The 17227-nt window shown below is 42.7% G+C and carries 11 protein-coding genes and 2 tRNA genes; all 13 read left to right on the top strand.

What is annotated here, in order from left to right; all coding sequences use genetic code 11:
- Nucleotides 1-250: 250 nt before the first annotated feature.
- The 13 genes from glmM (at nt 251) to htpG (ending at nt 16891) form a co-directional block, all read left to right on the top strand.
- A complete protein-coding gene (glmM, locus tag GFK82_RS01530; RefSeq protein ID WP_226811169.1) occupies nt 251-1588 on the top strand; it encodes a phosphoglucosamine mutase in 1338 nt (445 codons plus the stop codon).
- A 163-nt stretch (nt 1589-1751) separates the two neighbouring features.
- Nucleotides 1752-2081, top strand: a complete 330-nt coding sequence (secG, locus tag GFK82_RS01535; protein WP_226811170.1) for a preprotein translocase subunit SecG — start codon at nt 1752-1754, stop codon at nt 2079-2081.
- 44 nt (nt 2082-2125) lie between these two features.
- Nucleotides 2126-2212: transfer RNA gene (locus GFK82_RS01540), tRNA-Leu, on the top strand.
- Nucleotides 2213-2261: 49 nt separating this feature from the next.
- Nucleotides 2262-2338 (top strand) — tRNA-Met (locus GFK82_RS01545).
- Between the two features lie 505 nt (nt 2339-2843).
- On the top strand, nt 2844-4331 hold the full coding sequence (gene nusA / locus GFK82_RS01550; RefSeq protein ID WP_226811171.1) for a transcription termination factor NusA: 1488 nt from the start codon (nt 2844-2846) through the stop codon (nt 4329-4331).
- Nucleotides 4332-4356: 25 nt separating this feature from the next.
- On the top strand, nt 4357-7020 hold the full coding sequence (gene infB / locus GFK82_RS01555; RefSeq protein ID WP_226811172.1) for a translation initiation factor IF-2: 2664 nt from the start codon (nt 4357-4359) through the stop codon (nt 7018-7020).
- Between the two features lie 69 nt (nt 7021-7089).
- Nucleotides 7090-7512, top strand: a complete 423-nt coding sequence (gene rbfA, locus GFK82_RS01560) for a 30S ribosome-binding factor RbfA (protein WP_226811173.1) — start codon at nt 7090-7092, stop codon at nt 7510-7512.
- Nucleotides 7512-8453 carry a tRNA pseudouridine(55) synthase TruB gene (gene truB, locus GFK82_RS01565; RefSeq protein ID WP_226811174.1) on the top strand — a complete coding sequence of 314 codons (942 nt, stop codon included), beginning with the start codon at nt 7512-7514 and terminating at the stop codon, nt 8451-8453. Before rbfA ends, truB begins: the two co-directional genes overlap by 1 nt.
- A gap of 120 nt (nt 8454-8573) precedes the next feature.
- The gene (gene rpsO, locus GFK82_RS01570; RefSeq protein WP_226811259.1) at nt 8574-8843 is read left to right on the top strand and encodes a 30S ribosomal protein S15; all 270 of its coding nucleotides are present in this window, start codon (nt 8574-8576) and stop codon (nt 8841-8843) included.
- A gap of 235 nt (nt 8844-9078) precedes the next feature.
- On the top strand, nt 9079-11193 hold the full coding sequence (gene pnp, locus GFK82_RS01575; RefSeq protein ID WP_226811175.1) for a polyribonucleotide nucleotidyltransferase: 2115 nt from the start codon (nt 9079-9081) through the stop codon (nt 11191-11193).
- A gap of 563 nt (nt 11194-11756) precedes the next feature.
- Entirely contained in the window at nt 11757-11912 is a 156-nt protein-coding gene (locus GFK82_RS01580) for a hypothetical protein (protein ID WP_226811176.1), read from the top strand.
- A 267-nt stretch (nt 11913-12179) separates the two neighbouring features.
- Nucleotides 12180-13967 carry a DEAD/DEAH family ATP-dependent RNA helicase gene (locus tag GFK82_RS01585; RefSeq protein ID WP_226811177.1) on the top strand — a complete coding sequence of 596 codons (1788 nt, stop codon included), beginning with the start codon at nt 12180-12182 and terminating at the stop codon, nt 13965-13967.
- Between the two features lie 1016 nt (nt 13968-14983).
- Nucleotides 14984-16891 carry a molecular chaperone HtpG gene (htpG, locus tag GFK82_RS01590; protein WP_226811260.1) on the top strand — a complete coding sequence of 636 codons (1908 nt, stop codon included), beginning with the start codon at nt 14984-14986 and terminating at the stop codon, nt 16889-16891.
- Nucleotides 16892-17227 lie beyond the last annotated feature (336 nt).

Genomic DNA, 17227 nt, shown 5'->3' on the forward strand with positions numbered 1-17227 from the left:
TTATTCGTTACAGCATATCAAGCGCTGTAAAGAGGCTAGAATTACTAAGAATAGATTCGTTCTTGATTTGGGATTGAGCTTTGGTAAAACATTAGCGCATATTTGAGAAACAAGTTTCGGATAGTCTTGCCTATACCTTTATTGCACCTATACAGGGGACAAATATTATCCGGGTACATGATGTCAGTAAGACTCTGGAGGCAATGTATATTGTGGAGGCTATCATTGCAGCGAAGGTAATGTATTTTCAATGAGTAAGCATAAATACTTTGGTACCGATGGAATCCGCGGTAAGGTTGGTGATGTCCCAATTACACCGGATTTTTTTCTAAAATTAGGATGGGCCGCCGGTAAGGTACTTGCCCGCCATGGCTCACGTAAAATTATTATCGGTAAAGATACCCGTATCTCTGGTTACATGCTGGAGTCAGCGTTGGAGGCAGGGCTGTCTGCTGCCGGCTTATCCGTGGCTTTTACTGGTCCGATGCCGACTCCGGCTATCGCCTACTTAACTCGTATCTTTCGTGCTGAGGCTGGCATTGTTATTTCGGCTTCCCATAATCTTTTTTATGATAATGGTATTAAGTTTTTTTCCATTGATGGGACGAAGCTTTCCGATAAGGTAGAAGCAGCGATTGAGGAGGAACTAGCTAAACCTTTATCTTGCGTTGATTCTTCAGAGTTGGGAACAGGTAGTTGGATTGTTGATGCGGCCGGGCGTTATATTGAGTTCTGCAAGAGAACTTTCCCAGGCAATTTAAGTCTTTATGGACTAAAGATTGTTGTTGATTGTGCTAATGGAGCCACATATCATATCGCGCCTAGCGTATTGTGTGAACTTGGTGCGACAGTAGTGACTCTGGGATGTAATCCGGATGGCATAAATATTAATCAAGAGTGCGGTGCGACTTATCTAGGTTTGTTGCAAAGTCGGGTATTGGCTGAGAAAGCTGATTTAGGTATCGCCTATGACGGCGACGGCGATCGGGTAATAATGGTGGACCATTTTGGTCAGAGAGTAGATGGAGACCAGATTTTATATATCATCACCAGGGAAAGATTGCGCCGGGGAAAGTTGTCCGGTGGCGTAGTGGGCACACTGATGAGCAATGTGGGGCTTGAACTGGCACTAAAAAAACTAGGGGTCCCTTTTGTACGTGCTCATGTGGGTGATCGCTATGTGATTGAAAAAATGAAGGAGAAAAGATGGAGTATGGGTGCGGAAAACTCTGGCCACATTATTATCCTGGATAAGTCAACTACTGGTGATGGTATTGTCGCTGGACTTCAAGTTTTATCAGCAATGGTTGATAATCATGTTACTTTACATGATCTGTGTGGTGGTATGCGACTGTTTCCGCAAACTCTAATCAACGTTCATTTGACTCGACACCATGATCCCTTGGAAACTGCGTCAGTAAAGCAAGCAAGCGCTAATGTAGAACAAAAGCTTAGAGGGCGCGGGCGGGTGTTGTTACGAAAATCTGGTACTGAACCCCTTATCCGGGTCATGGTTGAGGGAGAAGATCCTAATGAGGTAAGCCGGCTGGCATATTATATTGCTGATGCCCTGAAAGATGAAAGCTAGAGGTGGTAGCTGATAAGCATCTATTACTAACAAACGATCCTGTTGGTTATAAAATTTGCTTGCGGAGGGTGAGTATATTAGTTAATATTTATATCCGCTTGAATAAAGATGTATATCGATTACACGCTATCTTAGCGTAAGATGGTAAGGATGTTTAAAGGTTATGCACCAGGCACTATTAGTGATGCTTCTGTTAATAGCGATTGTTCTAGTTGCATTAATTATGCTTCAACAAGGTAAAGGTGTTGACATGGGATCCTCGTCTGGTACAGGCGTATCTGGCACCTTATTTGGTTCAAATGGTTCCGGTAACTTTATGACTCGCATGATTGCGGTAATGGCAACGCTCTTTTTTTTGCTCAGTTTGTTATTAGGTAATCTAAGTAGTCAGCATGAAAAAAATAGCCAGTGGGATACTCTAAATCAGCCTCAGAAACCAGATCAATCACTAGCCGGAGCGCCAGTGAAAGCAGGCCACGATATTTCACAGTAATCATTTAGCATAATGATTACAGGATATAATTAACAGTATAAAGTGCCGAGGTGGTGGAATTGGCAGACACGCTACCTTGAGGTGGTAGTGCTCAGTTGAGCTTACGGGTTCAAGTCCCGTCCTCGGCACCAATGCTATAGATAATTTGCTTTTATAAGATTAGTAGCGTACTATTTCTAAAGCGGGGTGGAGCAGCTTGGTAGCTCGTCGGGCTCATAACCCGAAGGTCGTCGGTTCAAATCCGGCCCCCGCAACCATATTCAGCTCGTAAGAATCAGGTTTATCATGATCTATATTTTAATATAATTATTTTAATTTTTTTTAACAGTGCCTATAATTGTATAAGGTTTAGTTATTTAACACCCCCGAATTTTCGGGGTTTTTTTATCATTGCACTGCAGAAATATTGGGCTAATTAGCCCTTTTTTTATGTCTTGAAGAGGGGTGACCGTGTGTATATGAGAATAAAAAATTAATAGAGATCCCACAGGACTACTGAAAACTACTTTCCTAGACTACTGGAGATCAAGAATCTTCTCTCCGCAGTCTGTAACCTTAAAATCTCCGTACTGGATCTAGATCGCCCGCTATCTATTAGCGCACATTTGAACGGATTCATCGGTAGTAGGGGATGATCAAGGCGGTTGATGGTGAAGTAATTATGGTGATGGCAGATGGGAAAGATAAAGTGTTTTGCTATGAATAACTATCTAGCAAGCAAACCAAATACTTCATTATTAACGTTCTACTGAGGCAACTAGGATGAATAAAGAAATTCTGGCTGTTATTGAGGCAGTGTCTAACGAGAAAGCTGTCACACGGGAAAAAATTTTTGAAGCGCTAGAAATGGCACTGGCGACTGCAACAAAGAAAAAGCATGAACAGGATATTGAAGTGCGCGTCAGTATTGATCGTAAATCTGGAGATTTTGATACATACCGTCGTTGGCTTATCGTAGAGGAAGTGACTCAGCCCACCCGAGAGATCACACTGGATGCTGCTCAATTTGACGATTCAGAGGCGAAGCTTAGCGGCTATTTCGAAGATAAAATCGCATCAGTCGTATTTGATCGCATTACCACACAGACAGCTAAACAAGTGATTGTTCAGAAAGTGCGTGAAGCAGAGCGGGCGATGGTGGTTGAGCAGTTCCGTAAGCATCAAGGGGAGATCGTTAGCGGTATTGTAAAAAAAGTGAATCGGGATAGCATTACTCTAGACTTGGGCAGTAATGCTGAAGCAGTGATTACCCGAGAGGATATGTTGCCACGTGAAAATTTCCGTCCTGGTGACCGTATCCGCGGTGTGTTGTATTCTGTGCGGCCAGAAGCGCGGGGTGCACAGCTTTTTATCAGTCGTTCGAGATCAGAGATGCTCATTGAGCTCTTTCGCATTGAAGTACCAGAAATAGGTGAGGAAGTTATTGAAATAAAGGCTGCCGCGCGCGATCCGGGTTCACGTGCAAAAATTGCTGTAAAGACTAATGATAAGCGTATTGATCCGGTGGGTGCCTGCGTCGGTATGCGCGGCGCACGTGTCCAAGCAGTTTCTAGCGAACTGGGGGGGGAACGTATTGATATTGTACTCTGGGACGATAATCCGGCCACTTTCGCGATTAATGCTATGGCGCCCGCTGATGTTTCCTCAATCGTACTCGATGAAGATAAGCACACTATGGACATTGCGGTAGAAGGAAGCAATCTAGCGCAGGCTATCGGAAGAAATGGACAAAATGTCCGCCTTGCTTCGCAACTCAGTGGTTGGGAGATTAATGTGATGACAGTGGAAAATCTGAAGGCTAAACATCAAGCTGAAGCCTGTGCAGCCATTGATATCTTTACTCGTAATTTAGATATTGACGAAACATTAGCGACACTCTTAGTGGAGGAAGGTTTCTCTTCTCTTGAGGAGTTAGCTTACGTACCGTTCAATGAACTGCTGGAGATTAAAGGGCTCAATATAGAAATTATAGAAGACCTGAGAAAACGAGCGAAGAATGCGCTGACTATGATTAGTTTATTAGAGGAAAATAATCGTGGAATAGGGATGCCAGCTGAAGACTTGTTAGGTCTGCCTGAGCTGGAGTGTGATGTAGCGCGGAAATTGGCAGCACGTGGTGTGTGTACACTGGAAGATCTTGCCGAACAGGGTGTTGACGACTTGTCAGATATTGAAGGATTGAGTAGTGAAAAAGCCGGTCAGCTGATTATGGCTTCACGCAATATTTGCTGGTTTGGTGATAATGAGTAATAAACTGTAGCAGGAAAGGAACAGCATGACAGATTTAACTGTAAAATCGCTCGCTACAGAAATGCAGATTTCGGTTGATCGCCTGATACAGCAATTTGCTGATGCTGGCATTAATAAAACCGGAGTTGATTCTGTAACCCAGCAGGAAAAAGACATTTTACTGGCGTATCTGAACCGCGATCGCGGTTCGGCGCTCAACAAATTAACTTTGCAGCGTAAAATACGCAGTACTTTAAACATTCCCAGCACCGGTGGTAAAAGTAAGTCAGTTCAAATTGAAGTGCGCAAAAAGCGCATCTATGTGCAACGAGATTTAAAAGTAGAAGAACAGGGTAGACGCGAAGAAGAAAATCTGGTGAAGCACCAGACTGAACATGAAGAAAATCCAAAAGGAAAACGCGCTGCTGAAGAGAAGACTAAACAAAAAAATTCTGGACAAGCAAAGCGTTTGGCAGAAAGTGATAAATTGACTAATCAGCAGACAAATACTATGAGTAAGTTACCACAGGCAACTGAAAAAGCTCGCCGCGAAGCGGAAATTGTTAAGCTGAGGCGAAAAGCGGAAGAGGAAGCTCGGCGGAAGGTCGAAGAAAAGGCTCGTCAGGTTTCGGAAGAAGCACGTCGTATGGCCGATTCATTCGGTGGTATATGGGATCATGCATCTGAGCCGATAGAGGAAGATACCACTGATTACCATGTCACCACCTCTCATCACGCCAGGGAAGCTGAAGATGAAAACGATCGTAAAGTAGAAAACGATCGTCACATTCGTAACCGCGGTGGTAAATCTTCTAAGCAGAAAAAGACGAATCGATTATCTGAATCAAAAGCAGATCGGGAAGAAGCGCGTGTGGTTGGCCGTGGCGGGAAAAACAAGCGAAAACCGAGCACTTTAATGCAAAGCTTTAATAAGCCAGCGCAAGCGGTGAATCGTGATGTGCTCATCAGCGAAACCATTACTGTAGCTGACTTAGCTAACAAGATGGCAGTTAAGGGATCGCAAATCATTAAAATGATGATGAAATTAGGTGCTATGGCGACTATTAACCAGGTAATTGATCAGGAAATCGCTCAATTGGTGGCGGAAGAAATGGGTCACAAGGTAATCCTCCTCCGTGAGAATGAGCTGGAAGAGTCATTGATGTCTGACCGTGATACTGGAAACTCTGCCACCGCGGAACCGCGCGCACCTGTTGTAACTATTATGGGACACGTTGATCATGGTAAAACCTCACTACTAGATTACATCCGTTCTACAAAGGTAGCAGCAGGTGAAGCAGGTGGTATTACTCAGCATATTGGCGCGTATCATGTGGAAACTGAGAATGGTATGATTACCTTTCTTGATACTCCTGGGCATGCAGCCTTTACTGCGATGCGCGCTCGCGGTGCGCAGGCAACAGATATTGTAGTACTGGTGGTGGCTGCTGATGATGGCGTTATGCCGCAGACCATCGAAGCTATTCAGCATGCGAAGGCGGCCAGAGTACCAATCGTGACAGCGGTTAACAAGATTGATAAAGCGGAATCAGATCCTGATCGCGTCAAGAATGCACTAACCCAATATGGTGTTATTCCAGAAGAATGGGGTGGTGAAAACCAGTTCGTTCATGTGTCGGCTAAGTCTGGCGAGGGCATTGATGAACTCCTAAACGCTATCCTTTTACAGGCGGAGATCCTAGATCTAAAAGCAAACTCCAATGGTATGGCTAACGGTGTCGTCATTGAATCCTTCCTGGATAAAGGACGTGGTCCAGTTGCGACCGTGCTGATACGTGAAGGTACTTTGCATCAAGGGGATATTGTTTTATGCGGTTTCGAGTATGGGCGCGTGCGTGCCATGCGTGACGAACTGGCTCGAGAGATACCTTTTGCGGGCCCTTCGATTCCGGTTGAAATCCTCGGTTTATCGGGGGTGCCGGCTGCAGGTGATGAAGCAACGGTTGTACGCGATGAAAAGAAAGCACGTGAAGTAGCTCTATATCGTCAAACCAAGTTCCGCGAACTTAAACTCGCTCGCCAGCAGAAATCAAAACTGGAAAACATGTTTGCTAATATGACTGAAGGTGAAGTATCTGAACTGAATATCGTCTTGAAGTCTGACGTACAAGGTTCAGCTGAAGCTATCAGCTCTGCGCTAGAAAATTTATCTACAGATGAAGTAAAAGTGAAAATTATAGGCTCTGGTGTTGGTGGTATTACTGAGACTGACGCGACGCTATCAGCAGCCTCTAATGCCATCTTACTCGGGTTTAATGTCCGGGCTGATTCCTCCGCTCGTCGAGTTATCGAAACAGAAAATTTAGATCTTCGTTATTACTCTGTCATATATGATTTGATTGATGAAGTTAAGCAGGCAATGAGTGGCATGCTAGCTCCGGAGTATAAACAGGAAATTATTGGATTAGCGGAAGTGCGGAATATGTTCCATTCACCTAAATTCGGCGAGATTGCCGGTTGTATGGTGACAGAGGGTGTGGTGAAGCGTTATAATAAGATCCGCGTTCTACGTGATCATGTAGTCATTTACGAAGGTGTATTAGAATCGCTTCGTCGTTTTAAAGATGATGTTAACGAAGTGCGTAATGGTATGGAATGTGGTATTGGCGTTAAGCACTATCACAACATTCGTATAGGTGATGTGATTGAGGTATTTGAAACCATTGAAATACAGCGCACTATTAGTTGATAATACATCAATAGCGCTGCTGCACTACAGAAAGGTGAATATTCTGCTTATTTTTCTGGAGAATGTACAATGAAAAAAGAATATAGCCGTACCCAGCGTGTTGCGCAGGAGATGCGAAAGGAAATTGCTATCATTTTACAACATGCGATCAAAGATCCAAGGATTGGTATGACGACGGTATCTGGAGTTGAAGTGTCGCGTGATTTAGCCTATGCTAAAGTATTCGTTACTTTTCTAAATGAAAACAGCCCTGAGCAGGTTAAAATTGGGGTACGGGCACTGCAAGATGCAGTGGGTTTTGTACGTGGTCTTTTAAGTAAAACGATGCGCCTACGTGCTATACCAGCATTAACTTTTTTTTACGATAATTCTCTGATTGAAGGTATGCGCCTCGCTGATTTAGTTAGTGAGGTGGTAAAAAACGACCGTCTACGTCGCGATAGAAGTTTAGTGAATAATGAAAGCTGCATGCATCAGGATAAGAAAGACTGATGGGACGGCCAAGGTGTCGTGGTCGTGATATTAATGGTATCGTTCTTCTGGATAAACCGATCGGGCTGTCTTCCAATGAACTTCTTCAAAAAGTTAAGCGCTTGTTTCGCGCTAATAAGGCTGGACACACCGGTGCATTAGATCCTCTAGCGACCGGTATGCTCCCTATTTGCCTTGGTGAGGCAACTAAATTTTCCCAGTATTTGCTAGATGCCGATAAGCGTTATCGGGTCACTGCCAGGCTTGGTAAGCGTACCGATACCGCTGATGCTTTCGGAAAGACGATTAGCCTACGCCCGGTATTTCTAGATAAAGCGAAATTAGAAGCAGCGTTATCTCAGTTCCTTGGTGAAAGTTGGCAAGTTCCATCGATGTTTTCCGCGCTGAAATATCAGGGATGTCCATTATATGAATATGCCCGAAAAGGCATCATGGTGGCGCGCAAGGAACGGCGAATTTACGTGTATGATTTGAAGTTACATTACTGGGATCTGACTCAGGTTGAATTAGAAATTCATTGTTCTAAAGGTACTTACATTCGTACTATTATCGATGATTTAGGTGAACGTCTCCACTGTGGCGCCCATGTTATAGCGTTACGCCGTTTAGCTGTTTCACAGTATCCTACTGAAGCTATGGTAACCTTTGAGGCGTTACAGGCCATAGCTCTTGGCGCGCCTGAGGCGTCAGCAACTCTAACTCAGTTAGATTCACTGTTGTTATCGGTAGATAGCGCGCTTACGAATATGCCAGTAGTACATCTTCCATCTGATATTGCAGAACGGATACGGTTTGGGCAAACCGTATTACTTACTGTTTACCAAAAAGCTGCTCTGGTACGTATTATCGCAGGAGATTCTAGGCAATTTCTCGGTATTGGTGAAATTGTAATGCCTGGCCGATTAATTCCGCGCCGCTTGATGGCAGAATCGCCTGCTTGATCATGCCATCGTCTTGCGAGTAACATACCTGAAGAGTAAAATACCCCGGTCTTTATAAGACCGGGTAGATAAATTAGAGATCGGCGCTTATTATTTTATAATCATTGTTGGAGTTTTATGATGTCTCTAAGTGTTGCAGCGAAAGCGAAAATTGTTTCTGATTTCAGCCATAATGCCAAAGACAGCGGCTCTACTGTTGTTCAGGTTGCTCTTTTAACAGCTCAAATTAACCATTTGCAGGGGCATCTTGCAAAACACAAAAAGGATCACCACAGCCGCCGTGGTTTGTTGCATATGGTTTCACAGCGTCGTAAGCTACTTGACTACCTGAAGGGCCACAATCTATCGCATTATAGCAGCCTAATTGAACGTTTAAGTTTGCGGCGATAACCTAGATAGTTGCAAGAGAAAAGGGGCCATATAAGGCCCCTTTTTTCTTGAATACCCCTCGTATCATGTGAGGTATAATGGCTGAAATATGGTTGAGGCTTAGTCGGTTCTGGCATTTCTAAGGTAAATGCAGCTACCGTGTTTTTATTAGCCTCGAGATACCATGAGAAGATTGTTAGTGAACGGTAGCTGATTTATTTTAAAAAGCTCCGTATACTTTAAAAAGGAAATTATTTTGCTAAATCCGATTGTTACCAAGTTTCAGTATGGTCAACATATTGTAACGATGGAAACTGGTATGATAGCTCGTCAAGCAACGTCCGCAGTCATGGTGGGCATGGATGACACAGCAGTATTTGTAACAGTTGTGGGTGTTAAACATCCCAAACCAGGACAGAGTTTTTTTCCACTGATTGTTAACTATCAGGAAAGGAGTTACGCGGCAGGCCGTTTTCCAGGTGGATTTTTTCGCCGAGAAGGTCGTCCAAGCGAAGTTGAAACACTGATTGCACGCCTTATCGACCGTCCAATTCGTCCGCTGTTCCCGAAAGGTTTCGTAAATGAAGTGCAGGTAATCGCTACTGTGGTATCGGTTAATCCACAAGTGAATCCGGATATCGTAGCAATGATTGGTGCTTCCGCAGCGATGAGCCTATCCGGCATCCCATTTCACGGTCCTATCGGCGCAGCACGCGTTGGCTATATCAATGATCGATATGTACTCAATCCGACACAATCAGAATTAGCAACAAGCCGCCTAGATTTAGTGGTTGCAGGTACAGCTAATGCCGTTTTGATGGTGGAATCCGAAGCGAAGATGTTGAGTGAAGATCAAATGTTAGGTGCGGTGCTGTACGGTCATGAGCAGCAGCAAGTAGTGATAGAGAATATTAATCATCTAGTGGCTGCAGTGGGCAAGCCTAAGTGGCAATGGCAAGCGCCGGCGCTTAACATTAAATTGCAAGCAAAAATTGACGAATTAGCAAAATCTCGTTTGACTGCCGCTTACCAACTGACTGATAAGCAAGAGCGTCATTCTGTTATTGATGCTATTAAGATTGACGTTGTAAAGGTACTTATGGGCCTAGATGCAACGTTAGAGGAAGGTGAAATTAGGGATATTCTAGGTACATTGGAAAAAAATATAGTACGTAGTCGTATATGGCTCGGCCAACCACGTATTGATGGTCGCGAAAAAGATATGATTCGCAGTTTAGACATTCGCACCGGTGTATTACCGCGTACCCATGGTTCATCACTGTTTACTCGTGGTGAAACTCAGGCCCTGGTTACCGCCACTCTCGGTACTGAACGCGATGCGCAAAATATTGATGAATTGACAGGTGAACGAACAGACCGTTTCTTACTACACTATAATTTCCCTCCATATTGCGTTGGAGAAACTGGCCTGGTGACTTCTCCGAAGCGACGTGAAATCGGCCACGGACGTCTAGCAAAACGCGCTATCCTAGCGGTGATGCCAAACGCTCGCGAATTTCCATATACGGTCCGTATAGTGTCAGAAATCACTGAATCGAATGGCTCTTCCTCTATGGCTACTGTATGCGGTGCTTCCTTGGCACTAATGGATGCTGGAGTACCCATCAAGACAGCTGTTGCCGGTATCGCGATGGGCTTGGTAAAAGAAGGAGATAACTTTGTAGTATTATCAGATATCCTGGCTGATGAAGATCATCTGGGAGATATGGATTTTAAAGTTGCCGGCAGCCTTGAAGGTATCACTGCGCTTCAAATGGATATTAAAATCGAAGGTATTACCAGAGAAATCATGAGGATAGCATTAATACAGGCACAGGGTGCGCGCATTCATATTCTTAGCGTGATGGGACGGGCAATTAGTTCACCGCGTAGCGATATTTCCGAATTCGCACCGCGCATTCATATGATAAAAATAAGTCCTGATAAGATTAAAGATCTTATTGGTAAAGGGGGCTCTGTTATCCGTGCTCTGACTGAGGAAACCGGTACGACAATCGAGATCGAAGATGACGGCACCCTGAGAGTGGCGGCAATTGACGGCGATAAGGCCCATCATGCTATTCGCCGTATTCAAGAGATCACTGCAGAAATCGAAGTAGGTCATATTTATAATGGAAAAGTTACTCGTATCGTGGATTTTGGTGCCTTTGTGGCCATTGGGGGTGGTAAGGAAGGGTTGGTGCATATTTCTCAGATTTCCGATAAGCGCGTGGAGAAAGTTATTGATTATCTATCGGTTAAGCAAGAAGTACTCGTCAAAGTTCTTGAAGTAGACCGTCAGGGTCGCGTGCGTCTAAGTATAAAAGAAGCCACCGCCTACAGCCAGGCTGAAAGGGTACCTAAACAATAATGGATTTAAATTCTTTAGCCTATGAGATCAATTCTATCCTTGCTAAAAAAACTGTTTACATCACAAAGCATCGTAGGATGCTTTGTGTCAAGCTAAAAGGAAAAGAGGATGTTTCTCTTATGAAGCTCTATTTATTCTGGTGATTGTTTGGAATAGTATTAATATTGACAGGATACAGCAAGAATAGTGGGTAAAGTACAGATGATGTTTCATCCACAATACAACAATAAGGCATGCTGTTATTTATAAAGAAGACACTAAAAATTTGAATTCTAACTGATGAACGAGCACGGCTATTATATAAGCGAGGAGTGTTGTATGATAGTGTCTCACTGAGAGTGAGTTAACACGAAATGATTGGTTATAAAGGATGATTTACAGGTATTTTTTTATGATTAGCCAAACGATTCCTTTTGTTCACTCTGGTGTTCTTGATTGATAAAAAATCGATCATAAGAAGGCAGATGACGCCTTAAAAAGGCGTGATATAAAATCTGATAAAATGCAATGGGGATAGAATATTTATCGAGTTCTATTTAGGAAGCATTAGCGAATGAACGTTGATGCATCGACTCCAGGCAGATGCGACGGATCACAGTTGCTTTACTGAGTATCTCAGTGAGACGCATTTCTTTTTAGGTAAGGGCCATTTAAATCTGGGGGATAAAGATATTGCTTCAGCGGAGTTTAAAACGACGGTTGCTAATAAACATGAATGATTTTGTTGAACACCACTATGCACTCTTGGAATTAGTGGTGTTTCCGCAAGAGCAAGTCAATCTATCAGAATTTGGCCAGCAATAGATGACGAATAAAACTTAAGCAGCTAGCATTGCTTTGTCGATATCGATGTAAAGTAATGGCTTGTTTTTTTCGTTTTAAATTAAACTTGAGCCGGTTCACACTTTCGATGAAAATAAAATAGAGAAAAGTTTTCACGATGAGATATGTAGACTGGCCGCCATTAAGATATGAGGCACGTGTACATGTCAAAAGTAAAAACTTATTTTTCTGATTTGGGTTTAAAGGATTCCATTCTTAATGCACTGACTGATCTCGGTTATGAAACACCATCACCTATTCAGTCCGCCTGTATTCCTCCTTTGTTGGCGGGCTATGACGTACTGGGTATGGCTCAGACCGGTAGTGGAAAAACTGCGGCTTTTGCTTTACCGTTATTACATAATGTCAATTCTGCATTATCCGCACCACAGGTTCTGGTTTTAGCGCCGACTCGCGAATTAGCGGTACAGGTCGGGGAGGCGTGTTCCCATTTTTCCAAGCATATGAAAGGTGTTAACGTAATCGCTCTGTACGGCGGTCAGCGTTATGATGTGCAATTACGCGCGCTCCGACAAGGGCCGCAAGTTGTAGTTGGTACCCCGGGTAGATTACTTGATCATTTAAAACGCGGTACGCTGGATTTGTCACATTTGAGCGGACTAGTACTGGATGAAGCTGATGAGATGCTACGCATGGGCTTTATTGAAGACGTAGAAAATATTCTGGACCAGATACCAGCCAAACATCAAACTGCTTTATTTTCCGCCACCATGCCGGAAGCTATTCGCCGGATTACGCGTCGCTTCATGAATGAGCCTCAGGAAGTACGAATTCAGTCTAGCGTTACCACTCGTCCAGATATTAGTCAGTCCTACTGGACAGTGCGTGGAATGAGGAAAAATGAAGCGTTATTGCGTTTTCTGGAGACGGAAGATTTCGATGCTGCTATTATCTTCGTACGTACCAAAAATGCGACGCTAGAAGTTGCTGAAACATTAGAGCGTAGCGGTTATAACAGCGCGGCTCTTAATGGGGACATGAACCAGTCATTGCGTGAGCAAACATTAGATCGTTTAAAAGATGGTCGTCTAGATATTCTAATCGCTACCGATGTAGCTGCTCGTGGTCTAGATGTTAATCGTATTAGTCTGGTTGTTAACTACGATATCCCAATGGATTCTGAATCTTATGTGCATCGTATTGGCCGTACCGGCCGGGCTGGTCGAGCAGGCCGAGCCCTACTGTTTGTAGAAAATCGCGAACGTCGATTGCTTCGAAACATTGAACGCATTATGAAACTGACTATCCAAGAAGTAGCACTGCCGACTGCTGAAGTGTTGAGCACAAGGCGTCTAGCCAAGTTCTCTGCTAAGGTGAAAAGTCAATTAGAAAGTAAGGATCTCGATATGTATCGAGCATTACTAGGTAAGCTACAGCCGGTAGAGGAATTGAGTATGGAAACACTTGCAGCAGGGTTGTTGAAAATAGCTCAGGGCGAACATCCGCTAATTCTTCCGCCAGATCTAATCATCGAACGTCGTCCAAGTCGCGAGTTGCACGAGCGTGAGGAGCGGCGTAATACTGGAGAGAAATCGCAGCGTCGGGAACGTAGAGATATGGGTGAAATGAATCTTTATCGTATTGAAGTGGGGCGTGCGGATGGAGTTGAAGTGCGTCATATTGTTGGTGTCATCGCTAATGAAGGGGACATCAGTAGTCGGAATATCGGGAATATTAAATTGTTTTCTTCTCATTCGACGATTGAGTTACCAAAAAGTATGCCTGAAGATATGCTGTCTCATTTCACTCGTACGCGTATTCTAAACAAGCCGATAAATATACAGTTTATTAGTGAATCTCAATCGCGAGGTGGTCGCGGAAATTACAGCGGTGAACGTCGTGAAAGTCCTCGTCGTACCTTTAGTGAACGTCGTCACGATAATAGTAAAGTAACACCAGTTGGTCGCCGTCGTCTTGGTGATGATATCTGACAATCCCTACTACTAGGTGTAATCTTTGGTATTTAGTTATGGTTTTGAAATTTGCAATTTACCCTACTTACTTAATGAGTAGGGTAAATTACAGTCCAATTTAACAGATAAGAATAAAAGATAATTATCTCGATCATGAGTTTCAAAACAACGTTAACTTGTGATAGAAAATCAGTAAAGAGCCTGCCGCTACGTACTACAGCCTATATTTTTCACTTCTGCCAGTTATGCACTATGAATTACTTCCATAAAATAACTTAACCGTTTTATGGTGATGATATGATGCAAAATGAAGACAGCAGATCTATTCTGGGATTTAAATCTGACGAAAGGATAGCTAAAAGCTTTATTACAAAAGCGGTATGAAAATTGGTCTTTTCTATGACAATAATGTAATTGCCAATGTTTGTTAGAAAAACGATTCTTATAATATATTATCATGACTTAAAAAGTAAAATTTTCAGGAAATGTTCCTATACATATTAGATGGGAAAAACTTTTTCTACGCTTTAATAGTTTAATTAAATATCTTTCATATATTTTTGTCTATTGTTCAGTTTATAGATTATTGGTGTATGCATGTGCTTAGTGTTTTAGATACGGTTTAAGATCCATCACATTATGTATTCGTTTAACAGTGCATCTTTAGGTGTAAATAAAAAGATCTCCATAAAATGACTAGTTTTATTAGCTGTAGGAGAGGCTGAAAATATTCATCCTGGAGCTGATTCTTTTAGCTTTTCAACCAAAAAAGAGGGGTGTACTAACTATCCAGTCATATATTAACGCACTTCGATCTTGTTAGAAGTCATATTGTCTAAAGTATACCGACAAATGATAAATTAGGGATGGTATGATAGACTACATTTTATATGTCTTTCTAAGACATATCCTATTAGGATAGATGTTTTTTCTCTTGTCGCTTGAAATACTTCCATCTTAACCCCACTTACTTTTTTATTGATGTCTTTAGTTCCCTGGTTTTCTAGTATTTTAGATCGAGGTATAACATGAGTATGAAAGGACAAGAAACGCGCGGATTTCAATCAGAAGTCAAGCAGCTTCTGGATCTGATGATCCATTCACTATATTCTAATAAAGAAATTTTTCTCCGCGAATTAATATCTAACGCTTCAGATGCTGCAGATAAACTACGTTTTCTCGCCCTCTCACAGCCGGATTTATATGAAGGAGATAGCGAATTGCGTGTTCGCCTGTCCTATAATAAAGAAAAACGCACGATTACGCTCAGCGACAATGGGATCGGCATGCGCCGTGATGAAGTGATAGATAATCTAGGAACAATTGCCAAATCTGGCACTAAGGCTTTCCTAAAATCTATGGGTTCTACACAGATAAAAGATAGTCACCTTATCGGCCAGTTTGGCGTCGGGTTCTATTCAGCCTTTATAGTAGCAGACAAAGTCACTGTCCTTACCCGAGCTGCCGGCGCTAAGACTGATGAAGGGGTGTTCTGGCAATCTGCTGGTGAGGGAGATTACACGATTGCTGATATTGTTAAGGTAGAGCGAGGTACGGAAATCACCCTTCATTTGCGTGAGGAGGAGGAGGAATTTCTCGATGACTGGCGTCTTAAAAATATCATTACCAAATATTCAGATCATATTGCACTACCGGTAGAAATGGAGGTGCACATTAAAACCGATAAGGAGGGTAGTGCCGAAGAAATCATGAGTTGGGAGAAGATTAATAAAGCGAAAGCTCTTTGGACTCGTAATAAATCTGATATCAACGAAGAGGAATATAAAGAATTTTATAAGCATTTAAGCCATGATTTTACTGATCCGTTAAGTTGGAGCCATAACCGAGTTGAAGGGAAGCAGGAGTATACTAGTCTGCTTTATATCCCGCAGAAGGCGCCTTGGGATATGTGGAATCGCGAGCATAAACACGGTCTGAAATTATATGTGCAGCGTGTATTCATCATGGATGATGCCGAACAATTTATGCCTAACTATCTTCGTTTTGTAAAGGGATTAATTGACTCTAATGATTTACCGCTAAACATTTCGCGAGAAGTCCTGCAGACTAGTCGAATTACACAGAATTTAAAAGGGGCGCTTACTAAACGAACCTTAGCAATGATAGAAAAACTCGCCAAGGATAATGTCGATAAGTATCAATCGTTTTGGCGGGAATTTGGTTTAGTACTAAAGGAAGGTCCTGCTGAGGATCCAGCTAATAGTGAAACGGTGTCTACACTGTTGCGTTTTGCTTCAAGCTATAATGATACGTTTATACAAACTGTCTCGCTAGAGGAGTATGTCGGCCGCATGGTGCAAGGGCAGGAAAAAATTTACTATATTACTGCCGATAGCTATGTTTCTGCTAAAAGCAGTCCACATATCGAGCCATTGTGTAAGAAAGGTATTGAGGTGCTTTTGCTTTTTGAGCGTATTGATGAATGGATGATGAGTCACCTTACTGAATTCAAAGGAAAGATGTTTCAATCCGTTAGTAAAGCTGATCCCTCTCTAGATCAATTCCTTGATAAGGAAAACGAAGAGCAGAAAGAGGCTAAAAAAGCACTTCAACCTTTTGTTAAACGAGTGAAGACCTATCTCGGTGATCGGATTAAAGAAGTGAGACTGACACATCGTTTGACTGATACACCTACAGTTGTCACTACCGATTCCAATGACATGACAACACAAATGGCTAAACTCTTTGCCGCGGCAGGCCAGACGGCAGCAGAGATAAAATATATCTTTGAACTTAATCCGGAGCATACATTAGTAAAACAGGCTGCCGCTACTATTAACGATGAGAGTTTATTTGGTGAATGGGTAGAGCTACTTCTAGAACAGGCGTTGTTGGCTGAACGCGGTACTCTTGAAGACCCTAACCGGTTTATTCGTCGAATGAATCGCCTGTTAAGTTCTCAAAATATCCCGTCATTGTAAGCAAGGGACTGTGTTATGTCGCTTGATTTCATGTGTTAACGAGAATGCTCTCCTTGTCTTACAGAGAGCATAACACGTTGCCTGATTCCAGAATCCTTATCAGAGGATTGATTGAGTTGAAGAGTAAACAGCTGGTAAAGCTAAACTTCTTCAGTAGTTATTGGTGTTCTCTTGAAGAGAGGAAAAATCGCCAAACAAGTATTGGATGAAAAAATAACAGCATAACATAAATCAAGACAGTGTGCAGAATATAATGCTTAGTGAATTTTAGATATTTCTTTAAAAGGAGACGGGGGAATGTGGTCTGAAAATTGGAACATGTTAATGTTACATTTA

The sequence above is a fragment of the Candidatus Steffania adelgidicola genome (assembly GCF_020541225.1).
GTDB classification, from domain to species: Bacteria; Pseudomonadota; Gammaproteobacteria; order Enterobacterales; family Enterobacteriaceae; genus Steffania; species Steffania adelgidicola.

Coding starts and splice junctions, on each gene's coding strand:
- glmM (WP_226811169.1), top strand. CDS start 251: ATGAGTAAGCATAAATACTTTGGTACCGATGGAATCCGCGGTAAGGTT.
- secG (WP_226811170.1), top strand. CDS start 1,752: ATGCACCAGGCACTATTAGTGATGCTTCTGTTAATAGCGATTGTTCTA.
- nusA (WP_226811171.1), top strand. CDS start 2,844: ATGAATAAAGAAATTCTGGCTGTTATTGAGGCAGTGTCTAACGAGAAA.
- infB (WP_226811172.1), top strand. CDS start 4,357: ATGACAGATTTAACTGTAAAATCGCTCGCTACAGAAATGCAGATTTCG.
- rbfA (WP_226811173.1), top strand. CDS start 7,090: ATGAAAAAAGAATATAGCCGTACCCAGCGTGTTGCGCAGGAGATGCGA.
- truB (WP_226811174.1), top strand. CDS start 7,512: ATGGGACGGCCAAGGTGTCGTGGTCGTGATATTAATGGTATCGTTCTT.
- rpsO (WP_226811259.1), top strand. CDS start 8,574: ATGTCTCTAAGTGTTGCAGCGAAAGCGAAAATTGTTTCTGATTTCAGC.
- GFK82_RS01580 (WP_226811176.1), top strand. CDS start 11,757: ATGCATCGACTCCAGGCAGATGCGACGGATCACAGTTGCTTTACTGAG.
- GFK82_RS01585 (WP_226811177.1), top strand. CDS start 12,180: ATGTCAAAAGTAAAAACTTATTTTTCTGATTTGGGTTTAAAGGATTCC.
- htpG (WP_226811260.1), top strand. CDS start 14,984: ATGAAAGGACAAGAAACGCGCGGATTTCAATCAGAAGTCAAGCAGCTT.